Raw genomic sequence first — 19,557 nt, forward strand, 5'->3', positions numbered from 1 at the left:
CAGACTGCACCGCATGCGACGCCTGCTGCCTGTGACCGACACGACACCTGGAGCTTCCGGCGCGAGGGGCGGCTCCGGGCCCGCCTCCGCCGCCGTCGACCGTGAGTGGACGTTCGACGAGCTCGCCGCCGCGTACGCCTATCCCGAGCCGGAGGGCGGGGAGCCGCGGCCGTGGCTGCGGGCCAACATGGTCTCCACGCTCGACGGGGCCGCGCAGCACGAGGGCCAGACGAAGCCGATCTCCAGCGCGGCCGACATGCGGATCTTCGGGATGCTGCGGGCGCTGGCGGACGTGGTGGTCGTCGGCGCGGAGACGGTACGGCAGGAGGGGTACCGGCCGGCCCGGGCGGTGGCCGAGGCCGCGGCGCTGCGGGAGGCCGCCGGGCAGGGACCCGCGCCGGCGATCGCCGTGGTCAGCGCGGGACTCGAGCTGGACTTCTCGCTGCCCTTGTTCACGTCGCCGCTGGTGCCGACGTTGCTGCTGACGGGGGCGGCGGCGGATCCGGGGCGGGTGGCGGAGGCGGAGCGGGCGGGGGTGCGGGTGGTGGTCGCGGGGGACGGGATGGGCGTGGATCCGGTGCGGGTGGTGCGGGCGCTGGCGGAGCGAGGGCTGACGCGGCTGCTCACGGAGGGCGGGCCGCGGTTGTTGGGGCAGTTCGTGGCGGGGGGTGTGCTGGACGAGTTGTGTCTGACGGTGGCGCCGGTGGTGGTGGCGGGGGGTGCGCAGCGGATCGCCGGGGGGCCGGGGGTGACGGTTCCGGAGCGGTTCCGGCCGGCGTCGGTGCTGGAGGAGGAGGGGTTCCTCTTCACGCGCTACCGGCGGGGGTGAGCGCGACGTCTGTTCCGTTCCCCGCGCCCCTGTCACGGGCGCGCGCCTGAACCCACCCCGGGTGGGAAGACGGGGCAGGATGGTAAGGGACCGGGTTCGGGTCCGAGTGGGAGAAGAGGGGCAGGCGGCGTGTTTTCGAGTGTGCTGATGATTGAGAAGGCCCTGACATCGGCCGACGTGGAGTTCGTGACCACCTTGCACGGGGAGGAGGCCGTCGCCTTCCACGTCCTGCTCCAGCCCCGCGGGGATCAGGCGGACCGCCTGTTGCGCGCGCTGGACGACGTCGCCCTCGGGGAGCTCGACGAGGCCGCGCGGGAGGGGGAGACGCCCGAGGGGGACGAGGCACTCGGCCCCGGCCGGCGTGCGCTCGACGTCTCCCTGCGCGCCCTGCACGCGGCCGGCAGCGAGGCGGACGGCAGACTCATCGAGGCGCATCCCCTGGACGCGCTCAAGGCGCTCGTCGCCGAGGTCGGCGCGGACGAGGTGATCGTGCTGACCGATCCGCACTACGTGGAGGAGTTCTTCCACCGGGACTGGGCCTCCCGGGCGCGGCACAAGGTCGGCGTCCCGGTGCTCAAGCTGTTCAGCCACAGCAAGGACTGAGCCGAGGCAGGGACTGAGCGTGCGGCGGGCGCCGGGCACCGACGGGCACCGCATAGGCTGTGCCCGCGCCCCCGGCGCGTTCACCGTCGTACCGCATCTGGGAGAGACACGTATGGCACCCGGCCTTCCCCCCGCCATGGACCGACCGCACTTCATCGGCATCGGCGGCGCCGGAATGTCGGGCATCGCCAAGATCCTCGCCCAGCGCGGCGCGAAGGTCGCCGGCAGCGACGCCAAGGACTCGCCGACGGCGGACGCGCTGCGCGCGCTCGGCGTCACCGTGCACCTCGGCCACGCCGCCGAGCACCTCGCCGACGACGCGAGCTGCGTCGTCGTCTCCTCCGCGATCCGCGCCGACAACCCCGAGCTCGCCCGCGCGGCCGAGCGCGGCATCCCGGTCGTCCACCGTTCGGACGCACTCGCCCGGCTGATGGACGGGCTGCGTCCGATCGCCGTCGCCGGGACGCACGGCAAGACGACCACCACCTCCATGCTCGCCGTCTCGCTCACCGAGCTGGGCCGCCGGCCCTCGTACGCGATCGGCGGCGACCTGGACGCCCCCGGCTCCAACGCCCTGCACGGCGAGGGCGAGGTCTTCGTCGCCGAGGCCGACGAGAGCGACCGCAGCTTCCACAAGTACGCCCCCGAGGTCGCGATCGTCCTCAACGTCGAACTCGACCACCACGCCAACTACGCCTCCATGGACGAGATTTACGAGTCCTTCGAGACGTTCGCCGGACGGATCGTGCCCGGCGGCACCCTCGTCGTCAGCGCCGACCACGAGGGCGCCCGCGAGCTGACCCGACGGCTGGCCGGGTCCGTGCGGACGGTGACGTACGGGGAGGCGGCGGACGCCGACGTGCGCGTGCTGTCCGTCGTGCCGCACGGGCTGACCAGCGAGGTCACGATCGACCTGGACGGCGCCCCGCTCACCTTCACGGTCTCCGTCCCCGGCCGGCACTACGCGCACAACGCGGTCGCCGCACTCGTGGCCGGCCGGGCGCTCGGCATCCCGGCCGCCGAGCTGGCCCCCGCGCTCGCCGCCTACCGGGGTGTCAAGCGGCGCCTCCAGCTCAAGGGCGAGGCGGCCGGTGTCCAGGTCGTCGACTCCTACGCGCACCACCCCACCGAGATGACCGCCGACCTGGAGGCCATGCGCGCCGGGACCGACGGCCGCATCCTGGTCGTCTTCCAGCCGCACCTGTTCTCCCGCACGCAGGAGCTGGGCAAGGAGATGGGGCAGGCGCTCGCCCTCGCGGACGCCTCCCTCGTCCTCGACATCTATCCCGCGCGCGAGGACCCGATCCCCGGCGTCACCAGCGAGCTGATCCTCGACGCGGCCCGGGCCGCCGGCGCCGGCGTACGGGCCGTGCACGGCATGGACGGGGTGCCCGAGGCCGTCGCGGGAATGGCGGAGCCCGGTGATCTCGTTCTCACCATGGGCGCGGGAGACGTGACCGATCTCGGTCCGCGGATCCTGGAGCGCCTGGCGCAGCGGTAGCCGCGCCGAAGACAAGCGGTTCAAGCGGTTCGAGTGGGTAAGGGGTGGCAGTCGTGGCGTACGACGTCGACAAGCCGGACGAGCAGTGGCGCGCGGAGCTGAACCAGGCGGAGTACGCGGTGCTGCGCCAGGCCGCCACGGAGCCGGCGTTCACCGGTGAGTACACCGACACCAAGACCAAGGGCGTGTACTCCTGTCGCGCCTGTGGTGCCGAGCTGTTCACCTCCGGCACCAAGTTCGAGTCCCACTGCGGGTGGCCGTCCTTCTACGACCCGAAGGACACGGACGCGGTGGAGCTGATCCAGGACCGCTCCCACGGGATGGTCCGCACCGAGGTGCGCTGCGCCCGTTGCGGCTCCCACCTCGGGCACGTGTTCGAGGGTGAGGGGTATGCGACCCCCACGGATCAGCGGTACTGCATCAACAGCATCTCGCTGCGGCTGACGCCCGACGAGAGCTGAGCCGGACCAGGACCGACCGCCGGGGGCTTCGTCCCCCGGCGGTCGGTTCCGTCATGCCGACCGGCCCCGCCCGTCGTTCCGGCCGGTCAGCCCTCCCAGCCGGTCCAGCCGTCCGCCTCGTCCGCCTCCACCTCGTGCTCGGCCATCAGCCGCTCGGCCTCCGTGAGGGCGCCGCGGGCCCGCAGGATCCGGACGAGGACCACGGCCGCGTGCCACCGGGACTCGTTCCAGGGGTCGGCCTCGGTCCCGGCCAGCACGTCCAGGGCGGCGCGGGCCGCCGCCTCGGCCGCGTCCGGGGCGTCGAGGAGCAGCCGGACGCTCGCGAGCCCGGCCAGTACGCAGCCGAGCAGGTCCCTGGCCGCGCCGGACCGTCCGCCGTCCGGCGTCCCGGCGGTGAGCAGCGTGCGGGCGCCTGCTCCAGCTGGTCCGCCGTCTCGGCCGTCCGGCCGGTGTCGTAGAGCGCGCGGGCGCCGGTGAACCGGAGCCCGGCCCGGTCCTCGGCCGCGGCCTTCGCCGCCTCGGGTCCGGTCAGTGCCGCTTCCACCTCGGCCAGCAGTCCGTCCACCGCCGCCGGGTCCGGGCCGCACAGCAGCGCCCGCCGCAGCGCGGCCAGCTTCTCCTCGGTGCGGCCGAGGCCGGCGAAGCCGCGGGCCGCCGCCGCATGGCGGCGCGACGCCTCCGGCCCGTGGCCCAGCCAACGCCCGAGCTGATCCTCCAACTCGGCGCGCGGGGGCAGCCCGGGTATCTCCGTCTCCCCAGCCCCAGCCCCAGCCCCGTCGCCCGCCCCGCGGTCCAGCAGTTCCCGCAGGCGGCGGGCCGCCTCCGCCCGGTGGCCGTCGTTCGCGGAGGCGTGGGCCAGGAGCAGTCGGCAGCGGTCGGCGTCCTCGGCCAGGCCGAGGCGGGCCAGTTCGCGGACCGCCTCCTCCGCGGCCTCCTGCGCCTCCATGGGCCGCCGGGCCTCCAGCAGTGCCTCGGCGACGGCGAACCGGGTGCGCGCGGCGGTCTCGGCGTCGCCCGCGGCCGTCGCGGCGGCCACCTGTTCGACCAGCGTCCTGACCCGTGCCGCGCCCGGCTTGCGGTCCGCGTGGGCGGCGGTGGAGAACACGGACAGCTCCACCGGCTCGCCGATCCGCCCGGCCGCCATCCACCGCCCGAGCCGGGTGCTCTGGTAGTCGTTGCCGTTGCGGGCGTCGAACCGGGCCGCGATCGCCCCCGCCCGCTCCCGCAGTTCGACGGCGAGCCCGGCGACCGTGGTGTCCGGGCGGCGCCGCCCCTCCACCGTCGGGAACCGCAGCGTCAGCCCGCCCTCGCCGCGCCGCTCCAGCTCGCTCAGCACGGCCACCGCCGCGGCCGCGAACTCGGCCTCCGCCAGCGGTGTCCGGGCGTTGTCCAGCCAGGACAGATGGCGCTCGACGAGGTCCAGGCCCCGCCGCGCGTTCCCGGTGTGCACGCAGAACAGCAGGTGCAGGGCCAGCTCGGCCAGGTGGTGCGGGTTGTCGCGGATCCGCCGGTAGGCGGTGCGGTGGGCCTCCGCCGCCTGCGCGCCCCGCCCGGTGCGCACGTACGGCAGCAGCAGCTCGGAGTTGATCCACTGCGGCTGCTCGCTGCACCCCGAGGTGCGGGCCGGCTCCCCGACCCGTATCGCCTCCTCGTCCCGGCCCAGCGCGACCAGCGTGCGCACCTGGCTGCTCGGCACGCAGCCGGAGCAGTCCGACAGCGCGTCGCGCCGGGTGCGGGACATCTGCTCGTAGAACTCCTGCGCCCGGGCCGGCTCGCCCACGCTCTCCGCGATCAGCCCCCGGTGCTGGAGCACGGCGTGCATGCTGTGGCCGCCGCGCCGGTAGCGGCGCTCCATGTCCTCCAGCAGGTCCGTGGCGCGCTGGAGCGGGATCTCCGGGAACTGGTGGACGCTGTAGATCATCCACTTGATGGCCCACAGCAGCCGGTGCTCGGCGCCCGCGCCGAACCGCTCCGGCTCGCGGTCGTACGCCGCCAGGCACCAGGAGTAGGAGAGGAACGCCTTGGCCGGGACCCAGCTGTGCTGGAACACCGACGTGGCGTTCATCCGTACGTCGAAGGCGAACTCGACCAGGCCGAGCGCGTCCGCGTGGCGCATCACCTCCTCCAGCGCCGCGAACTTCGCGGGCCCCTTCGGCATGGCGAACGTCTTCTGGTAGAGCGCGCGCAGCTCCTGTTCGGTGTGGCTCATCGGGCACCCCCGGCGACGGCCCGGCCGATGAGGCCGAGGAAGGACTGGTTGAGCGCGGCGGTGTCGGCCGGGCGCAGGGGATGGTGGCCGAGCAGCAGGGCCTGCACGTACAGGCCCTCCAGGCAGGTCGCGCGCAGTTCGGCGTCCGCCAGCGCGAGCACCTGGCGGGCCAGCGCGTTGCGGTGGTTGAGGACCAGGCGGGGGCGCGGCTCCTCGGCGGTCTCGAAGCTGCCGAGGATCGACGCCCACACGTCGTCCGCCGCTTCCCTGGCCTCCCGCAGGTCGACCTGGAACGCGGTGTCGTCGTCGAGCAGATACAGCGCCGGGAGCCCGGACGGCTCGAAGGACCGTACGAGCAGATCGCAGCCGAGACGGGACAGGACCCGGTCGCAGGCGGCGAGGGCGGGGGCGAGCGCCTGTTCCTCCGCGGCGCTCAGCCGTTCCAGATGGGTGGTCAGGTCGGCTGCGCGCAGCGGCTCCGCCTCCACCGTGCCGTCCACGGTGGCCATCCGGTCGATGAGCTGCGCGTCGTACACATAGCCGGCGTTGACGACGGCGAGGCCCTGGGCGGCGGCCACGGGGGCGAGCTGGCGGAACTCGTCGACCAGCGGGGTGAAGCGGACGACCCCGTACCGCTCCCGGAACTCGGCCAGGGTCAGCGGGCCGACGTTGGTCTCCATCGGCCAGAAGTCCGTGACCAGCCGCAGCATCTCGTCGTCGTGCAGGGCGAGGGCCTTCACGCCCAGGTGGTGGACGCGCAGGAACTCGCGCAGCCGGGCGGGATCGCTCCGGCTGAGCCGGACCAGCCATGCGCGCAGGCCCGCGCCGAGCGCGTCCCGGGTGCTCTCCAGCAGGGAGTCCTCGTAGAGCGCCTCCCGGCTCGCGGTGGGGCGCAGCTCGGAGGTGTCGGCGACGCAGCGGACGAAGAAGGCCCACTCCGGCAGCAGCCGCTCGGCGCCCTCGGAGAGCAGCATCTGCTTGAGGTAGACGCGGTGCCGGGCGGGGACCGCCGGGTTGGCGGGCATCGGCAGCACGAAGGCGACACCGCGCAGCCCGGACTCCGCGGCCTCCAGGTCGACCACGTCGAAGGGGACGAAGCCGAACACCCGCTCGCAGTACGCCTCCAGGCGGGCCCGGCGGCGGCCCGGGTCCTCGTCCGCCGGGCGGTCCCAGGGGGCGGGGCCACCGGTCACCCCTTCGCCGTCGACCGTGACGGTGTGCGGCAGATGGGCGCCGTAGTGGGTCACCAGTTCGGTGACGGCGTCCCGGGTGAGGAGGTGCTCGCAGCCGGGGCGCGGGCGCAGCGTGACCGTGGTGCCGGGCTCGGCGCGCTGGGCGTCGGCGGGGGCCGGGCGCACCGTGTAGCTGCCGTCGGAGCGGCCGTGCCACAGCACCGTGGGCTCGCCGGCGCGGCGGGTGGTCACCTCGATGGAGTCGGAGACCATGAAGCAGGACAGCAGGCCGATGCCGAACTGGCCGAGGAACTCGTGCCGCTGGAAGCCCAGTTCGTCCCGCTTGGAGCTGCGGCCGATGGTGGCGAGCAGTTCGTGGACCTGCGCCTCCGTCAGGCCGATGCCGTTGTCCTCGACCGTCAGGGAGCCGTCGCCGGTGGCGTCCCCGGACGTCAGGGCTATCCGGCCGGGGGCGTCCGTGGCGCCGGCAGCCGTGGTGCCGGTGTCCGCACCGCGCGCGGCGGTGATCGCGTCCACCGCGTTCTGCAGCAGCTCGCGGGTGTACACCTGCGGGCTGGTGTAGAGGTGATGGCTCAGCAGGTCGACGATCCCGCGCAGATCGACACGGAAGGTTTGGCTCACGGACTCTCCCCGGACACGGATACCGCCCCGGAAGAACGGCTCCCCAGGGCTGATCAGCACTTTAGAGCCGGGCACCGACAACGCCGAGCGAATATCGTTCACTCGTTCGGCTGCGGGCAGTACGGCGGGGCCAGGTCCGTGTTGTCCTTGGTGAGCAGGCGGATCGGCAGGGTGGTGATCCGCTTGGTCGTGCCGCCGTCGTCGTCGCCGCGGAGCAGGGAGACCGCGTTGTCCACCGCCAGTTCGCCCAGCTGCTCGGCCGAGTTGGTGACGGTCGCGGAGATCCGGCCGTCCTTGAGCGCGGCCAGCCCCTCGTCGGTGCCGTTGACCGTCGCGATCCGCACGCCGTCCGCGCCGGCCGCGGTGAACGCCTTGCGGGCGGCCAGCGCCATCTCCTCGTTGGCGACGAAGACGTAGTCCAGGTCCGGATGTGCCGCGATCATCCTCGCGGCGACCCCGCGCGCCACGTCCGGCTCGTACATACCGGGCTCGTTCGCCACCACGCGCGCGGTGCCGGGCAGCCGCCCGGTGAAACCCGAGACGAGCAGGTCGGAGGCGCCGCCGGGGGCGCCGGCGAGGACACCGACGCTCACCCGCGCGCCGTCGGCGTCCCGGGCCACCCAGTCAGCGTCCAGCCTGCCGACCGCCGCCTGGTCCACGACCACCGCGCCCAGCAGGCCGTCGGTGTCCTCGGGGGCGACCGAGGTGAGGAAGAGCGGGATGCCGGCCTCGTCGGCCTTCTCGATGTCGCTCTTCAGCGCGGTCACGTCGACGGTCTGCAGGATGATCGCGTCGACCCCGCGCGCGATCATGTCCTTGATGTTCGCCAGCTCGGTCGACGCCTTCTGCCGGGAGTCGGCCGTGTGCAGCACGATCCCGTTGTCCGCCGCCCGCTCCGCCACCGCCTTCGCCAGACAGGCGTGGAACTCGGTGTCCGAGCCGTTGACGAACCCGAACTCCAGAGGACCGTGCCGGGAGCTCCCGGCACCCGCCTGCGCGCCGCAGCCGGCGAGCACCCACGCGGTGCCGAGGGCGGCCGCGACCGCCGTGGCTCTTCGGAAACGTGGAGAACGTGCGGAAAAGGGCACGGGGGACCGCCTTTCGACAACCGTGCGGAGGGCGGCCGACGCTACCTCCGGACGAAACGCGATCACCCCGCCACGGAGCGCAACGTAATCCTGCGCGTGCCGTCGACGTCGCCCCGCGCGTGCCGTCGACGTCGCCCCGCGCGTGCCGTCGGGCGTCGTCCAGCGCCGGCGTCGCCGGTCGTGCCGCACGTGCCGTCGTGCGTCGGGTGTGCCGTCAGTCGCCCGTGCCGGCGCGCAGTGCCGTGAGCTTCACCGACGAGGAGTTGCCGGACACCGGAACCTCACCCCCGGTCCACTTCACCGACAGGTGGTCCCGCTCGTCGGGCGGCGTGACCAGCAGCGACGCGGGCGTCGCGGTCCGGGCCTCGCTGATCTCCGGGTTGGAGAACGACAGCCCCGCCCACGCGCTGTGCCCCGGCGTCAGCTTGATCGTCTTCGCCGTGTCGCCGGTGCGCACGGGGTCCGGTCCCAGCTGCTTGCCCGAGGCGTCCACGAAGGCGGCGCCCGGGTAGCCGCGCAGGGTGCAGGTGCGGTGCGAGGTGTTGGTCAGCACGACGGCGAAGTTCTCCTGCCCGGCACCGGGGTGGTTGGGGCCGAGGGAGGCGTCCAGCTCCGAGGTGTGGCAGCGGGTGCTCTTCGCGGCCGACGAGTCGCCGTCCGAGGTGCCCTTGGTCCCGCCCGTTTTCCCGGGGTCCGCGGAGGCGGACGCGGAGCCCGCCGAGTCGTTCCCGCCGCCCGGGCTCGCCGTGGTGCCCTCGCCGTCCGGCGCCGTACTGCCGTCCCCGGAGGCCGGTCCCGCCGTGCCGGACAGGGTCTGCGGGCTGCTCGCGGAACCGTCGTCCGTACCGCAGGCGGCGACCAGGCCGAGCGCCCCGGCCATCGCGACGAGGGCCGCGGCCCGGCGGACGGCGGCGGACCGCCGGGTGGGGGAGGAGGAACCGTCGGGGGAAGCGGAGGAGGTGGGGGGAAGGATGGCCATGTCGACAACACTCCTGGGGTCGCATCGCGCGTGCTCGGCGAGCCCGCGGACGGCGGCAGGCTGCCCCGTCACAGAGATCCGATGCGGGGTCGGGCGGGAAAGTTCGGCAAGCGTGAGGTTTTTTGGCGGGGCGCTTTCGGGGCCGTCCGGGCGGGGCCCGGTTCGGATCGGTCGTGGTCGGGTCGTGGCTGTGGTCGCGGTACGTGTTCCCGGTGCGTGCGGTCGTACGACAGGCCGCACGGTCCGTCGTACGACCGCACGGTTGTACGACCGCCTCGGGAGGTGACCGACCGCCTCAGGAGGTGACCCGTACGGAGTCCAGCACCCGGTCGGCCGCGTCGGCGCCGTCGGACTCCCGGATCTGCACGTACAGCTGCGGCTGCGCGGTGCCGTCGGCCGGGGTGAGGGCGGCCTCGGTGAGCGAGCCGTCGTCGCCGGGGCAGCCGCTCCAGGTGCGGACCTCGCCGTGCCAGTCGTCGCCGGACCAGGCGTGGTCGCCGTCGTAGTGGCAGCCGGAGTGCTTGAGGGCCTCGACCTCGGCGGTGACGTCGCCGTGCTCGCTCAGACCGAGGAAGACGCCGTTGACGGGGGAGCCCAGGTCCTGCCACCGGGAGAGGCCGTCGGCGACGGCCAGCCCGGGTTCCTTCCCGGCCCGCAGCCCCAGCACCGCCGGGTCCCAGCCGGAGGCGCGCACCTGGCCGCCCCACCCCGCGGGCACCTCGACGTGCAGCCGTCCGGAGGCGTCGGCGACGCGTACGCCGTCGTCCTTCGCGGGCGGCGACCGGTGCAGCAGCACGGCGGCGACGCTCCCGCCGACGACCACGGCGACGGCGGCGAGGACGGCGGGGAGGAGCAGCTTCCGGGGGCGGCGGGCGGCGGTGGTTACGGAGGGGGGTGCGGCCACGGACGTGGCCTCGGGTGTGGGCGCGGGGGGTGTTCCGGGGGCGGGCTCGGGGGCGGGCACGGCGCTCGCCGCTTCCGCCAGCCGGTCCAGTTCCTCCGCGAAGGCCAGCGCCGTGGGCCAGCGGTCCTCGCGGTCGGGGGAGAGGGCGCGCAGCAGGGCGTCGCACACCCCGGGGGCCAGGCCGGGGCACAGCCGGTCGGGGCGGACCACCCTGCCGGGCGGCCCGGGCACCGTACCGGTGACGAGGTGGTAGCCGAGGGCGCCCAGACCGTAGACGTCGGCGCGGGCGTCGATGCCGGCGCCGGGCTCGGCCTGCTCGGGCGGCCGGTACCCCTCCGACCCCGCGGCCATCGTCAGCCCGGACGCCTGCGCCAGGCTCTTGGCCAGGCCCAGATCGGCGAGGAGCAGCCGCTCGCTGCCGTCGGGGGAGGAGTGCAGCAGCACGTTGGACGGCTTGATGTCCCGGTGCACGATCCCGGCCGTGTGCAGCGCCTGGGCGCCGCGCGCCGCGAGCGCGGTGAGGCGCAGCGCCTCGGGTACGGGCACGGGGGCGCCCGCGCCCAGCGCGGGATGGTCCGCGAGGGTGCCGCCGTCGGCGTACTCCATGACGAAGTACGGCCTGCCGTCGGGGAGTTCGCCGATGTCGTAGACCTGGGCGACCCGGCTGGAGCCGGCCCGGCGCAGCAGCCGCGCCTCCTCCAGGAACCGTTCCCGGACGTCGAGCCGGCCGGCCCAGTTCTCGGCCAGTACCTTCACCGCGACGGGGGCTTCGAGCACGTCGTCCCGGGCGAGCCAGACCACCGCGAAGGCACCACTGCCGAGCCGTCGTTCGAGGCGGTACCGGCCGATCCGCTCCAACGAGTGCATACGACTATCATGCCTGGCGCCGATCGACGTCTGAGGAGGCACCCGGTGCAGGACACCGCACGGACCGAGGAACTCGCCCGGCGGGCGGCCGGGGGTGACGGGGCGGCGCTGGAGGAGCTGCTCGCGGCGGTCCGGCCGGAGGTCGTACGGCGGTGCGGGCGTTTCCTGCCGTGCCGGGAGGACGCGGAGGAGGCGGCGCAGGACGTGCTGCTGCAGATCGCGCGGCGGATCTCGACGTTCGAGGGGCGCAGCCGGTTCGGGACGTGGCTGTACACGGTGGTGGCGAACTGCGCACGGCAGAAGTACCGGGAGCTGAAGCGGCGGGCGGCGGAGGGGGCGGCTCCGCCGGTGGAGACGGTGCAGGTGGCCGACCCGCGGACGACGAGCGTCATCGCGGGCTCGCGGATCGACCTCCTCGAGGCGCTGGAGCGGCTGGAACGGGAGGCTCCGCTGCTGGTGGAGCCACTGGTGTACCGGGATCTGTGCCAGCTGGAGTACGCGGAGGCGGCGGAGCGGGTGGGTGTGCCACTGGGCACGTTCAAGTCACGGCTCCATGAAGCACGGCGCCGCGTGCGGCCGTGGCTGATGGGCGCGTCATAGCTCGGGGGCACGGCTTGTCGGGCGGCTGCGGGTGCGCCGTGGCTGGTCGCGCCCGCGCGGCGGAGCCGCACATCGACACAGTCCCGCGCCCCTGAAAAGCAGGGGGCGCCCCACTGCTCTTTAGGGGCGCGGGGAACTGCGCGAGAAGTCCCACCCACCCGCGCGTTCGGGGTCCAAGGGGCAGCGCCCCTCGAAGGGACGGGAAGGGTAGGGGCGGCGGGGGCGAAGAACCCTACGGGGCGTGTACCACCGGTGGGGAGCCCCATGAGGTCGTGAGCGCCGCGCGGAGCGCCGCCGCGGAAGCCACACCCACCCGCTCCGCCAGCACCCCCTCGATCACCCCCAACGTCGCCTGCGCCCGCCCATGCACCCGCTCCCCCTCCCCCGTCATCACGATCAACCGACTCCGCCCCGACGCCGGATCCGGCCGCTGCTCCAGCAACCCCATCCCCACCAGTCCATGCACCGCCTGGTGCGCCGTCTGCCGCGTCACCCCCATCCGCCGCGCCAGCTCCGCCACCGTCGTCCCCCCGGCGTCGAGGTTGGCGAACACCATCCCCTGCGCGCTGGTCACCGGCTGCTCCCCGGCCGCCCGCATGCTCGCGAACAGCGCCTCCTCGAACCAGCGCTTCGCACCGGTCAACAGCACGGGCATGTTGGGGGACGGGGCTTCGCTCATGGCCCCCGAGCATACGGTGCCGGTACACATCCTCCTCTGCCCCCGATCGCCCCCTTGCGACCTCACGAATGTCAGGTAGCCTGACGTTTTATGACCATCGAGTTCGCCCGCACCCACCACCGCCCCGGCTCCCTCATCCCCACCGACCCGGGCAAGCCGTACTTCATCGAGAAGGGCGCCGGCGACCGCGCCCACCTCTTCGGCGACCTGTTCACCGTCTACGCCGGCGGCCCGCAGACCGAGAACACCTTCAACTTCTTCACCTGTGAGGGCCCCAAGGGCGACATCATCCCGGCGCACTCCCACCCCGACACCTACGAGGTCTTCTTCCTCACCCAGGGCGCCGTCCGCCTCTTCGTCGAGGACACCGAGGGGGAGCAGTACGAGAAGCTGCTGACCGCCGGCGACTTCGGCTTCGTCCCCAAGAACTGCCCGCACGCCTACCGGATCGAGCGCCACCACAGCCAGATCGTCGGCGTGGCCGCGGGCCCCGGCGGCACCTTCGAGCGGTTCTTCGAGACCCTCGGCACCCCCACCGACGAGCCCGGCCTGCCGCAGCGGCCGTTCATCCCCGAGCGGGAGAAGTTCGCCACCGTGCCGCAGACGTACGACGTCACGTTCCTCCCCGACCACAAGTGGCGCACAGGCACCCCGGACGCCTGACCAGCACCTCTCGCACTCCCTTCCCCGCTCAGGAGCTTCCCGTGCCCCCGTCCCCCGCACTCCGCCCCCACCTCGCGCCGCCCGACCCGGCCACCCTCCCCCTGCCGCCCGCCGCCGAGCCGGAGGACGGCGTACGGCTGCTGCGCGCCGTCCCGTACGCCGTGCGCAGCGGGAGCCGGCCCCTCGCGCTCGACCTGTGGTTCCCGGCCGGGCCGCAGGCCGCGCCGCTCCCGGTGATCGTGTTCCTGCACGGCGGCGGCTGGCGCACCGGGCTGCGCGACCGGCTCGGCCCCCGGTTCCGGGACTGGCGGCCGGGCCCGTTCGCCCGGCTGGTCCGCGCCGGGTTCGCGGTCGCCTGCCCCGACTACCGGCTCAGCGGCGAGGCCACCCACCCCGCCCAGCTCGACGACGTCACCGCCGCGCTCGGCTGGCTGCGCGCCCGCGCCGGTGAACTCGGCCTGGACGAGCGGCGGGTCGTGACGTGGGGGGAGTCGGCGGGCGGTCACCTCGCCGCGCTGCTGGCCTTGACCGCACGGCCCGCCGTGGCCGGCTGCGTCGTCTGGTACGGCCCGGCCGACCTCGCCACCACGCCCGCCGACCCCACCGACCCGGGTACGCCGGAAGGCCTGCTCCTCGGCGCCGCCCCCGCCGACGTACCCGAGCGGGCCCGCGCCGCCAGCCCCGTCGCCCATGTCACGGCCGACGCGCCCCCGTTCCTGATCCTGCACGGCACCGAGGACAGCGCCGTCCCCTTCGCGCAGGGCGAGGCCCTCGCCGCCGCACTGCACGCGGCCGGGGCCGAGGCCGACTTCCGGCCCGTACCCGGCGCCGACCACGTGTGGGTCGGACTGGCCGAGGAAGAAGTGGAGGAGGTGTTCGCGGCCTCCCTCGACTTCGCCCGCCGCCACACGGCTGAAATCCCCGCCTGACGAGGGCGGCCCGCCCGGCCGCCCGCCATATCGCCGCAACAGGAGCCGTCTACACTCTCCCCCTACGGCCTGCTCGCCAGTGACCAGAAGAGTGACCAGAACAAGGCAGTTCCCGGCCACACCCGAAGGGTTTGCGGCGTCTTGATACGCATAGATTCAGTCACCAAGCGGTACCCGGACGGCACGGTGGCGGTCGACCGGCTGTCGCTCGAGATCCCGGACCGCTCCATCACGGTTCTCGTCGGGCCGTCCGGCTGCGGGAAGACGACGACCCTGCGGATGATCAACCGGATGATCGAGCCCAGCGAGGGCACCATCCTGATCGACGGCGCCGACATCCAGAAGCAGCCGGTCAACACGCTGCGCCGGGGCATGGGTTACGTCATCCAGAACGCGGGCCTCTTCCAGCACCGCACGATCGTCGACAACATCGCGACCGTCCCCCGGCTGCTGGGCTGGAGCAAGGACCGGGCGCGCGGCCGGGCCCGCGAGCTGATGGCGCGGGTCGGCCTGGACGCCTCGCTCGCGAGCCGTTACCCGTACCAGCTCTCCGGCGGTCAGCAACAGCGCGTCGGCGTCGCCCGCGCACTCGCCGCGGACCCGCCGGTGCTGCTGATGGACGAGCCGTTCTCCGCCGTCGACCCGATCGTGCGCAAGGGCCTCCAGGAGGAACTGCTGCGTATCCAGGAGGAGTTGGGCAAGACCATCGTCTTCGTCACGCACGACATCGACGAGGCGATCCGGCTCGGCACGATGGTCGCCGTGATGCGCACCGGCGGCCATCTCGCCCAGTTCGCGCCGCCCGCCGAACTGCTCTCCGCGCCCGCCGACGCCTTCGTCGAGGACTTCCTCGGCGCCGACCGCGGTATCCGCCGGCTGTCCTTCTTCACCTCCGCCGGGCTGGAGCTGACCACCGCGCCCGTCGTCGCCGTCGACACCACCGCCGGGCAGCTCGCCGCGCGAGAGACCGCCCACTCCGCCCCGTACCTCCTCGTCACCGACCTGGACGGCAGGCCGCTCGGCTGGTGCGCCCCGGAGGACTTCCCCGGCGCCGAACCCGGCCAACTCCTCTCTTACGGCAGGCCGTTCGAGTCCGGCAAGGACTCGCTGCGGGCCGCCCTGGACTGCGCGGTGCTCTCGCCCACCGGCTGGGCGGTCGCCGTCGACGCCGAGGGCCGGGCCGTCGGCGTCGCCTCCCAGGAGACCATCGGCGAGGCCATCCGCGCCGCGCACGCCGAGCGCCGGAAGGCGGACGTCGCCGGATGAACGGCTTCTTCGACATCCCCAGCGACCTCCAGCACAGCTGGCTCGGCCTGATCGGGCTGCATCTGCGCGAGGCGCTGATCCCGGTCCTGGCGGGGCTCGTCCTGGCGCTGCCCATCGGGCAGTTGTGCGTGCGGGTGCGCTGGCTGTACCCGCCGGTGCTGTGGGTGACGACGGTGCTGTACGCCGTCCCGTCGCTGGCGTTCTTCGTCGTCCTCATCGACTACACCGGTCAGAGCGAGACCACGGTGATGATCCCGCTCGCCGTCTACAGTCTGGTGGTGCTCGTCCCCGCCATCGTCGACGGCGTCCGCTCGGTCCCCCAGGAGACCCTCGCCGCCGCCACCGCCATGGGCTTCGGGCCCGTACGCCGCTATCTCCAGGTGCAGTTGCCGATCGCCGTGCCCGCGCTGATCGCGGGGCTGCGGGTGGCCACCGTCTCCAGCATCTCCCTGGTCAGCGTCGGCACCCTCATCGGCAACCAGGGCGCGCTCGGCAACCTGCTCGCCGACGCGATGTTCTACCACCGGCCCGTGCTCGCGGTGAACTCCGTGGTCACCACCGCCGCCCTCGCCATCGTCATCGACGCCCTGCTGGTCCTCCTGCGCAAGGTGCTCACCCCCTGGGCGCCGCCCGCCTCCGGCCGCACCCGCCCCGCCCGCCGGCTCCTCGGCCGGCCCGCCAAGGAAGGGACGGCCCTGCGTCCCGAACCGGCCGCGCTCGCCGTGCAGGACACCGCACCCGTGAAGGACACCGCCCGATGAACGTCCTGAACTTCATCAACGCCTTCTTCAGCGACAGCGCCCACTGGCACGGCTACGACGGCATCCCGCACCGGCTCCTCGAACACGTCCAGTACTCGCTGATCGCGCTCGCCATCGCCGCCGCGATCGGCCTCCCCGTCGGCCTGATCACCGGGCACACCGGGCGCGGCGGCACCACGCTCGCCCTCATCGCCACCGCGGCCCGCGCGCTGCCCAGCTTCGGCCTGCTGGTGCTGATGTTTGTCCTGCTCGGGCTCGGGCTGCTGCCGGTGATGATCCCGCTGGTGGTGCTCGCCATCCCGCCGATCCTCGTCACCACCTACGAGGCGGTCCGCACGGTGGAGCCGGCCCCCGTCGACGCGGCCCGCGGCATGGGCATGACCGAGCCGCGCATCCTCTTCCAGGTCGAACTGCCGGTCGCGCTCCCGCTGATCCTCAGCGGCCTGCGCTCGGCCGCCATCCAGATCGTCTCCACGGCCACGATCGCCGCGTACGTCAGCCTCGGCGGCCTCGGCCGGTACATCGTCGACGGCCTCTACCAGCGCAACTACGAGAAGGTCGTGGGCGGCGCCACCCTGGTGGCGGTCCTGGCCCTGGCCACCCTCGGCCTGTTCTGGGCGGCGGCACGGGCGGCGGTCTCGCCGGGGGTGCGGCGGAGCTAAGCGGGGGGTCCTTGGAGCTGGGCGGGGAGGGGCGGGCGTCAGAGGGTGTCCGCGTAGAAGGCCGCCAGCCGCTCGACCGCCCGGCCGACGTGCTCGGGCCGGTCGTAGAGGTCGTAGTGGCTCGCGCCCTCGACGACGAAGAGGTCCTTGCGCCCCCTCACCCTGTCGAACAGCTCCTGCCCGTCGCGGCGGGAGCCGAAGGAGCCCGTGCGGTCGCCGACCACGATCTGGAGGGGCTGGGTCAGCAGCTCCTCCACCAGGTGGAAGGCGTCGAACGCGAGCATCGGTGCGATGCTGCGGTGCGCCAGCCGGTTGACCGACCGCTCGTGCCGGCCGCGCGGTGTGAGGTAGTAGTCGACCGCCTCGATCAGATCGATGTCGGTGACACCGGCCGTCACCAGGTCCTGCGGGTCGTCGGGGAGCCACGCCGTGAGCGACGGCTCGCCGCCGCGGGCCTCGGCCGTGCGCCGCTTCCCCACCTCCGCGAGCCGCTCGGCCACGGACCCGCCCGCCCGGCGGGCCCGGCCGATGTTCACGGGCACGATCGTGCCCACCGCCCGGATGCGGTGCTCGGTCATGGCGGCGTTGACCGCGTAACCGCCGCCCGCGCACACGCCGAGCACGCCGATGCGCTCCTCGTCCACGAACGGCAGGGTGGTCAGGAAGTCGACGGCGGACCCGATGTCCTCGACCCGGGTGGCCGGATCCTCCAGATACCGGGGCTCGCCCCCGCTCTCGCCCTGGTGGGCGGCGTCGAACGCGAGCGTGACGTACCCCTTCTCCGCGAGGTGCCGGGCGTAGATCCCGGCCGTCTGCTCCTTCACGCCGTTGCCGGGGTGGACGCAGACGAGCGCCGGGTGGCGCCGGCCGGCGCCGGAGCCGGGCGGGAGACGGAGGTGGCCGGCGAGCGCGACGCCACGGCTGTCGAAGGTGACGGGGTCCGGGGCGGGGGATGCGGTGTTGTCCATACGGGGGAGTCTGCCGAACCCGTGGTGGACGGCGCGTGCCGGCCCCTCGCCCGTGACCGGCGGGGTTCCTCCGAGGCGCTCAGGGGTTCCCGTCCGACATGGTCCCGCTCGCAGGGTTGCCGCCCCCGCCGCCCCTACCCTTCCCGTCCCTTCAAGGGGCTCCGCCCCTTGAACCCCGGAGGTTCGTCATCGGGTGCGGGCGGGTGGGGGCTGGTCGCGCAGTTCCCCGCGCCCCTTACGGGGGCACGGTGAGTGCTCGAAGGGATCGTCGAGGAGACGGTCCGGTCCCTGCCGGGCGCCGCGTTCGCGCGGCGCCAGCACGCGCAGCTCCTGCTGCTGCACGCGCTGCGCCTCGGAGTGCGCGGCGGTGCGGGACTGCGTCCCGGCTGGCTGCGCCTGCTCGCCGACGCCCGGCTGCGGCTCGCCGTGGAGGCCGTGCACGCCGCTCCCGCGCACCCCTGGGGGCTGCGGGAGCCGGCCGCGGTGGCGGGCATGTCACGCAGTCACTTCGCCCAGCGGTTCCGCGAGGTCGCGGGGCAGACCCCGCTGGCGTACGTGTCCCACTGGCGCGTCCGGCTGGCCCGGCAGGCGCTGCGCGATTCCGACACGACGGTCGCCGCGCTGGGGGAGCGCCTCGGCTACGCCTCGGAGAGCTCCTTCAGCCACGCGTTCCGCCGGGTCGTCGGCACGCCCCCGAGCCGGTACCGGCGGAACGCCGCGGAAGGGGACGGACGGTGAGAGGGCGGAAGTCACCCCTCCGTGCGGGCCAGGGCCAGTTCCAGGACCGTCAGCAGCGCGTCCCGCACCGAGCCGCGTTCGCGGGCGTCGAAGACCACGACCGGTACCTGGTCGGCCATGTCCAGGGCCCAGCGGACCTCGTCCAGCGAGTGCTCCACCGTGCCGTCGAAGGCGTTGAGCGCGACCGCGAACGGGATGCCGCGGTGCTCGAAGTAGTCGACGGCGGCGTAGCAGTCGTCGAGACGCCGGCTGTCGACGATGACCAGTCCGCCGACCGCGCCCTCGACCAGGTCGTCCCACATGAACCCGAACCGGTCCTGGCCGGGCGTGCCGAACAGGTACAGCTTCAGGGTCGGGTCGATGGTGATGCAGCCGAAGTCCATCGCGACCGTGGTGGTCGTCTTGGCCGGGGTGTGGCTGAGGTCGTCCACCCCCGCCGCCACCTCGGTGATGGCCGCCTCGGTGGTGAGCGGCTCGATCTCCGAGATGGAGCCGACGGCGGTGGTCTTGCCCACGCCGAAGCCGCCCGCGATCACCAGCTTGACCGGCAGCGGCGGCCGTTCGGCGGTCACCGCGCCGCCGTGGGCGGCCGGTTCAGTCGGAGTCACGGAGTACCCCCCGGGAGTCGGGGATGGCACGGAGGCCATCGATAACCCTTCGCAGTACGGAAGCGTCGCGGACGATGTCGGTACGTGGTACGTGCACCGACAGCTGTCCGTCGGCGCGCAGGTCCTCGGCCAGGACGCGGACCACGTTGAGATGCAGCTTCAGCCGGGCCGCGATCTCGGCGAGGGACTGCGGCCGCCGGCAGGCGGCGACGATGTCGTGCTGCTCGAACGACAGCCGCTCCAGCGCCTCGATCCCCGCGGTGGTGGCCACCACCTGGGTCTCGACGGGGATCGGGCGGCCGGACGCGGTGCCCGCCACCCGGCCCGCGGTGACCAGGAACGGCCGGACCGCGGGGGCCGGGCCGACCGGGGTGCCGTCCGGGCCGGTGAAGCCGTGCGCGCCGGCGGGCGCGTGGCCGTCCGCCATC

General features: G+C 73.9%; 20 protein-coding genes. 11 read left to right on the top strand and 9 right to left on the bottom strand.

Going from position 1 to position 19,557, the window contains the following annotated elements; genetic code table 11:
• The first annotated feature begins 13 nt into the window (after positions 1–13).
• From OIE12_RS25945 to msrB, 4 genes are all read left to right on the top strand, one after another.
• Positions 14–829: a pyrimidine reductase family protein gene (locus OIE12_RS25945; RefSeq protein WP_329139261.1), complete on the top strand. Its 816-nt coding sequence runs from the start codon at positions 14–16 to the stop codon at positions 827–829.
• A 129-nt stretch (positions 830–958) separates the two neighbouring features.
• On the top strand, positions 959–1,432 hold the full coding sequence (locus OIE12_RS25950; RefSeq protein ID WP_329139263.1) for an indole-3-glycerol phosphate synthase: 474 nt from the start codon (positions 959–961) through the stop codon (positions 1,430–1,432).
• Between the two features lie 112 nt (positions 1,433–1,544).
• Positions 1,545–2,933, top strand: coding sequence for a UDP-N-acetylmuramate--L-alanine ligase (murC, locus tag OIE12_RS25955; RefSeq protein WP_329139265.1), 1,389 nt, complete (start codon positions 1,545–1,547; stop codon positions 2,931–2,933).
• 53 nt (positions 2,934–2,986) lie between these two features.
• Positions 2,987–3,394, top strand: coding sequence for a peptide-methionine (R)-S-oxide reductase MsrB (gene msrB, locus OIE12_RS25960; protein ID WP_329139267.1), 408 nt, complete (start codon positions 2,987–2,989; stop codon positions 3,392–3,394).
• A 145-nt stretch (positions 3,395–3,539) separates the two neighbouring features.
• On the opposite strand, the gene OIE12_RS25965 is transcribed toward msrB, so the two are convergent.
• From OIE12_RS25965 to OIE12_RS25985, 5 genes are all read right to left on the bottom strand, one after another.
• Positions 3,540–5,603: a hypothetical protein gene (locus OIE12_RS25965; RefSeq protein ID WP_329139270.1), complete on the bottom strand. Its 2,064-nt coding sequence runs from the start codon at positions 5,601–5,603 to the stop codon at positions 3,540–3,542.
• Positions 5,600–7,417 (bottom strand): HSP90 family protein, encoded by a 1,818-nt coding sequence (locus OIE12_RS25970; RefSeq protein WP_329139272.1) that lies wholly within the window; start codon positions 7,415–7,417, stop codon positions 5,600–5,602. The genes OIE12_RS25965 and OIE12_RS25970 overlap by 4 nt, the downstream gene beginning before the upstream one ends.
• Positions 7,418–7,515: 98 nt before the next feature.
• Entirely contained in the window at positions 7,516–8,505 is a 990-nt protein-coding gene (locus OIE12_RS25975; protein ID WP_329139274.1) for a sugar ABC transporter substrate-binding protein, read from the bottom strand.
• 214 nt (positions 8,506–8,719) lie between these two features.
• Positions 8,720–9,484, bottom strand: a complete 765-nt coding sequence (locus OIE12_RS25980) for a DUF4232 domain-containing protein (RefSeq protein ID WP_329139276.1) — start codon at positions 9,482–9,484, stop codon at positions 8,720–8,722.
• A gap of 295 nt (positions 9,485–9,779) precedes the next feature.
• Entirely contained in the window at positions 9,780–11,255 is a 1,476-nt protein-coding gene (locus OIE12_RS25985) for a serine/threonine-protein kinase (protein WP_329139278.1), read from the bottom strand.
• Between the two features lie 45 nt (positions 11,256–11,300).
• Here OIE12_RS25985 and OIE12_RS25990 point away from each other — a divergent pair, with 45 nt between their 5' ends.
• Entirely contained in the window at positions 11,301–11,855 is a 555-nt protein-coding gene (locus OIE12_RS25990) for an RNA polymerase sigma factor (protein WP_329139280.1), read from the top strand.
• Between the two features lie 232 nt (positions 11,856–12,087).
• On the opposite strand, the gene OIE12_RS25995 is transcribed toward OIE12_RS25990, so the two are convergent.
• Positions 12,088–12,534 carry a MarR family winged helix-turn-helix transcriptional regulator gene (locus OIE12_RS25995; RefSeq protein ID WP_329139282.1) on the bottom strand — a complete coding sequence of 149 codons (447 nt, stop codon included), beginning with the start codon at positions 12,532–12,534 and terminating at the stop codon, positions 12,088–12,090.
• A gap of 90 nt (positions 12,535–12,624) precedes the next feature.
• Here OIE12_RS25995 and OIE12_RS26000 point away from each other — a divergent pair, with 90 nt between their 5' ends.
• The 5 genes from OIE12_RS26000 to OIE12_RS26020 all read left to right on the top strand — a co-directional run bounded on the left by OIE12_RS26000 (position 12,625) and on the right by OIE12_RS26020 (position 16,815).
• Positions 12,625–13,197 carry a quercetin 2,3-dioxygenase gene (locus tag OIE12_RS26000; protein ID WP_329139284.1) on the top strand — a complete coding sequence of 191 codons (573 nt, stop codon included), beginning with the start codon at positions 12,625–12,627 and terminating at the stop codon, positions 13,195–13,197.
• A gap of 41 nt (positions 13,198–13,238) precedes the next feature.
• A complete protein-coding gene (locus tag OIE12_RS26005; protein WP_329139286.1) occupies positions 13,239–14,126 on the top strand; it encodes an alpha/beta hydrolase in 888 nt (295 codons plus the stop codon).
• A gap of 141 nt (positions 14,127–14,267) precedes the next feature.
• Entirely contained in the window at positions 14,268–15,392 is a 1,125-nt protein-coding gene (locus OIE12_RS26010; protein WP_329139288.1) for an ABC transporter ATP-binding protein, read from the top strand.
• Positions 15,389–16,153, top strand: coding sequence for an ABC transporter permease (locus OIE12_RS26015; protein ID WP_329139290.1), 765 nt, complete (start codon positions 15,389–15,391; stop codon positions 16,151–16,153). Before OIE12_RS26010 ends, OIE12_RS26015 begins: the two co-directional genes overlap by 4 nt.
• Positions 16,150–16,815, top strand: a complete 666-nt coding sequence (locus OIE12_RS26020; protein WP_030381332.1) for an ABC transporter permease — start codon at positions 16,150–16,152, stop codon at positions 16,813–16,815. The genes OIE12_RS26015 and OIE12_RS26020 overlap by 4 nt, the downstream gene beginning before the upstream one ends.
• Positions 16,816–16,853: 38 nt before the next feature.
• On the opposite strand, the gene OIE12_RS26025 is transcribed toward OIE12_RS26020, so the two are convergent.
• Positions 16,854–17,783: an alpha/beta hydrolase gene (locus OIE12_RS26025; RefSeq protein ID WP_329139292.1), complete on the bottom strand. Its 930-nt coding sequence runs from the start codon at positions 17,781–17,783 to the stop codon at positions 16,854–16,856.
• A 252-nt stretch (positions 17,784–18,035) separates the two neighbouring features.
• On the opposite strand from OIE12_RS26025, the gene OIE12_RS26030 reads away from it, so the two are divergent.
• Entirely contained in the window at positions 18,036–18,521 is a 486-nt protein-coding gene (locus OIE12_RS26030; protein ID WP_329139294.1) for a helix-turn-helix transcriptional regulator, read from the top strand.
• A gap of 11 nt (positions 18,522–18,532) precedes the next feature.
• Here OIE12_RS26030 and OIE12_RS26035 read toward each other — a convergent pair whose 3' ends face one another.
• Together OIE12_RS26035 and OIE12_RS26040 are read right to left on the bottom strand one after the other, a co-directional pair.
• Positions 18,533–19,129: a GTP-binding protein gene (locus OIE12_RS26035; RefSeq protein WP_329139296.1), complete on the bottom strand. Its 597-nt coding sequence runs from the start codon at positions 19,127–19,129 to the stop codon at positions 18,533–18,535.
• Positions 19,116–19,556: a DUF742 domain-containing protein gene (locus OIE12_RS26040; protein ID WP_329139298.1), complete on the bottom strand. Its 441-nt coding sequence runs from the start codon at positions 19,554–19,556 to the stop codon at positions 19,116–19,118. Before OIE12_RS26040 ends, OIE12_RS26035 begins: the two co-directional genes overlap by 14 nt.
• Position 19,557: the final 1 nt, after the last annotated feature.

The organism is Streptomyces sp. NBC_00670 (assembly GCF_036226765.1).
In the GTDB taxonomy this organism is placed as follows: Bacteria; Actinomycetota; Actinomycetes; order Streptomycetales; family Streptomycetaceae; genus Streptomyces.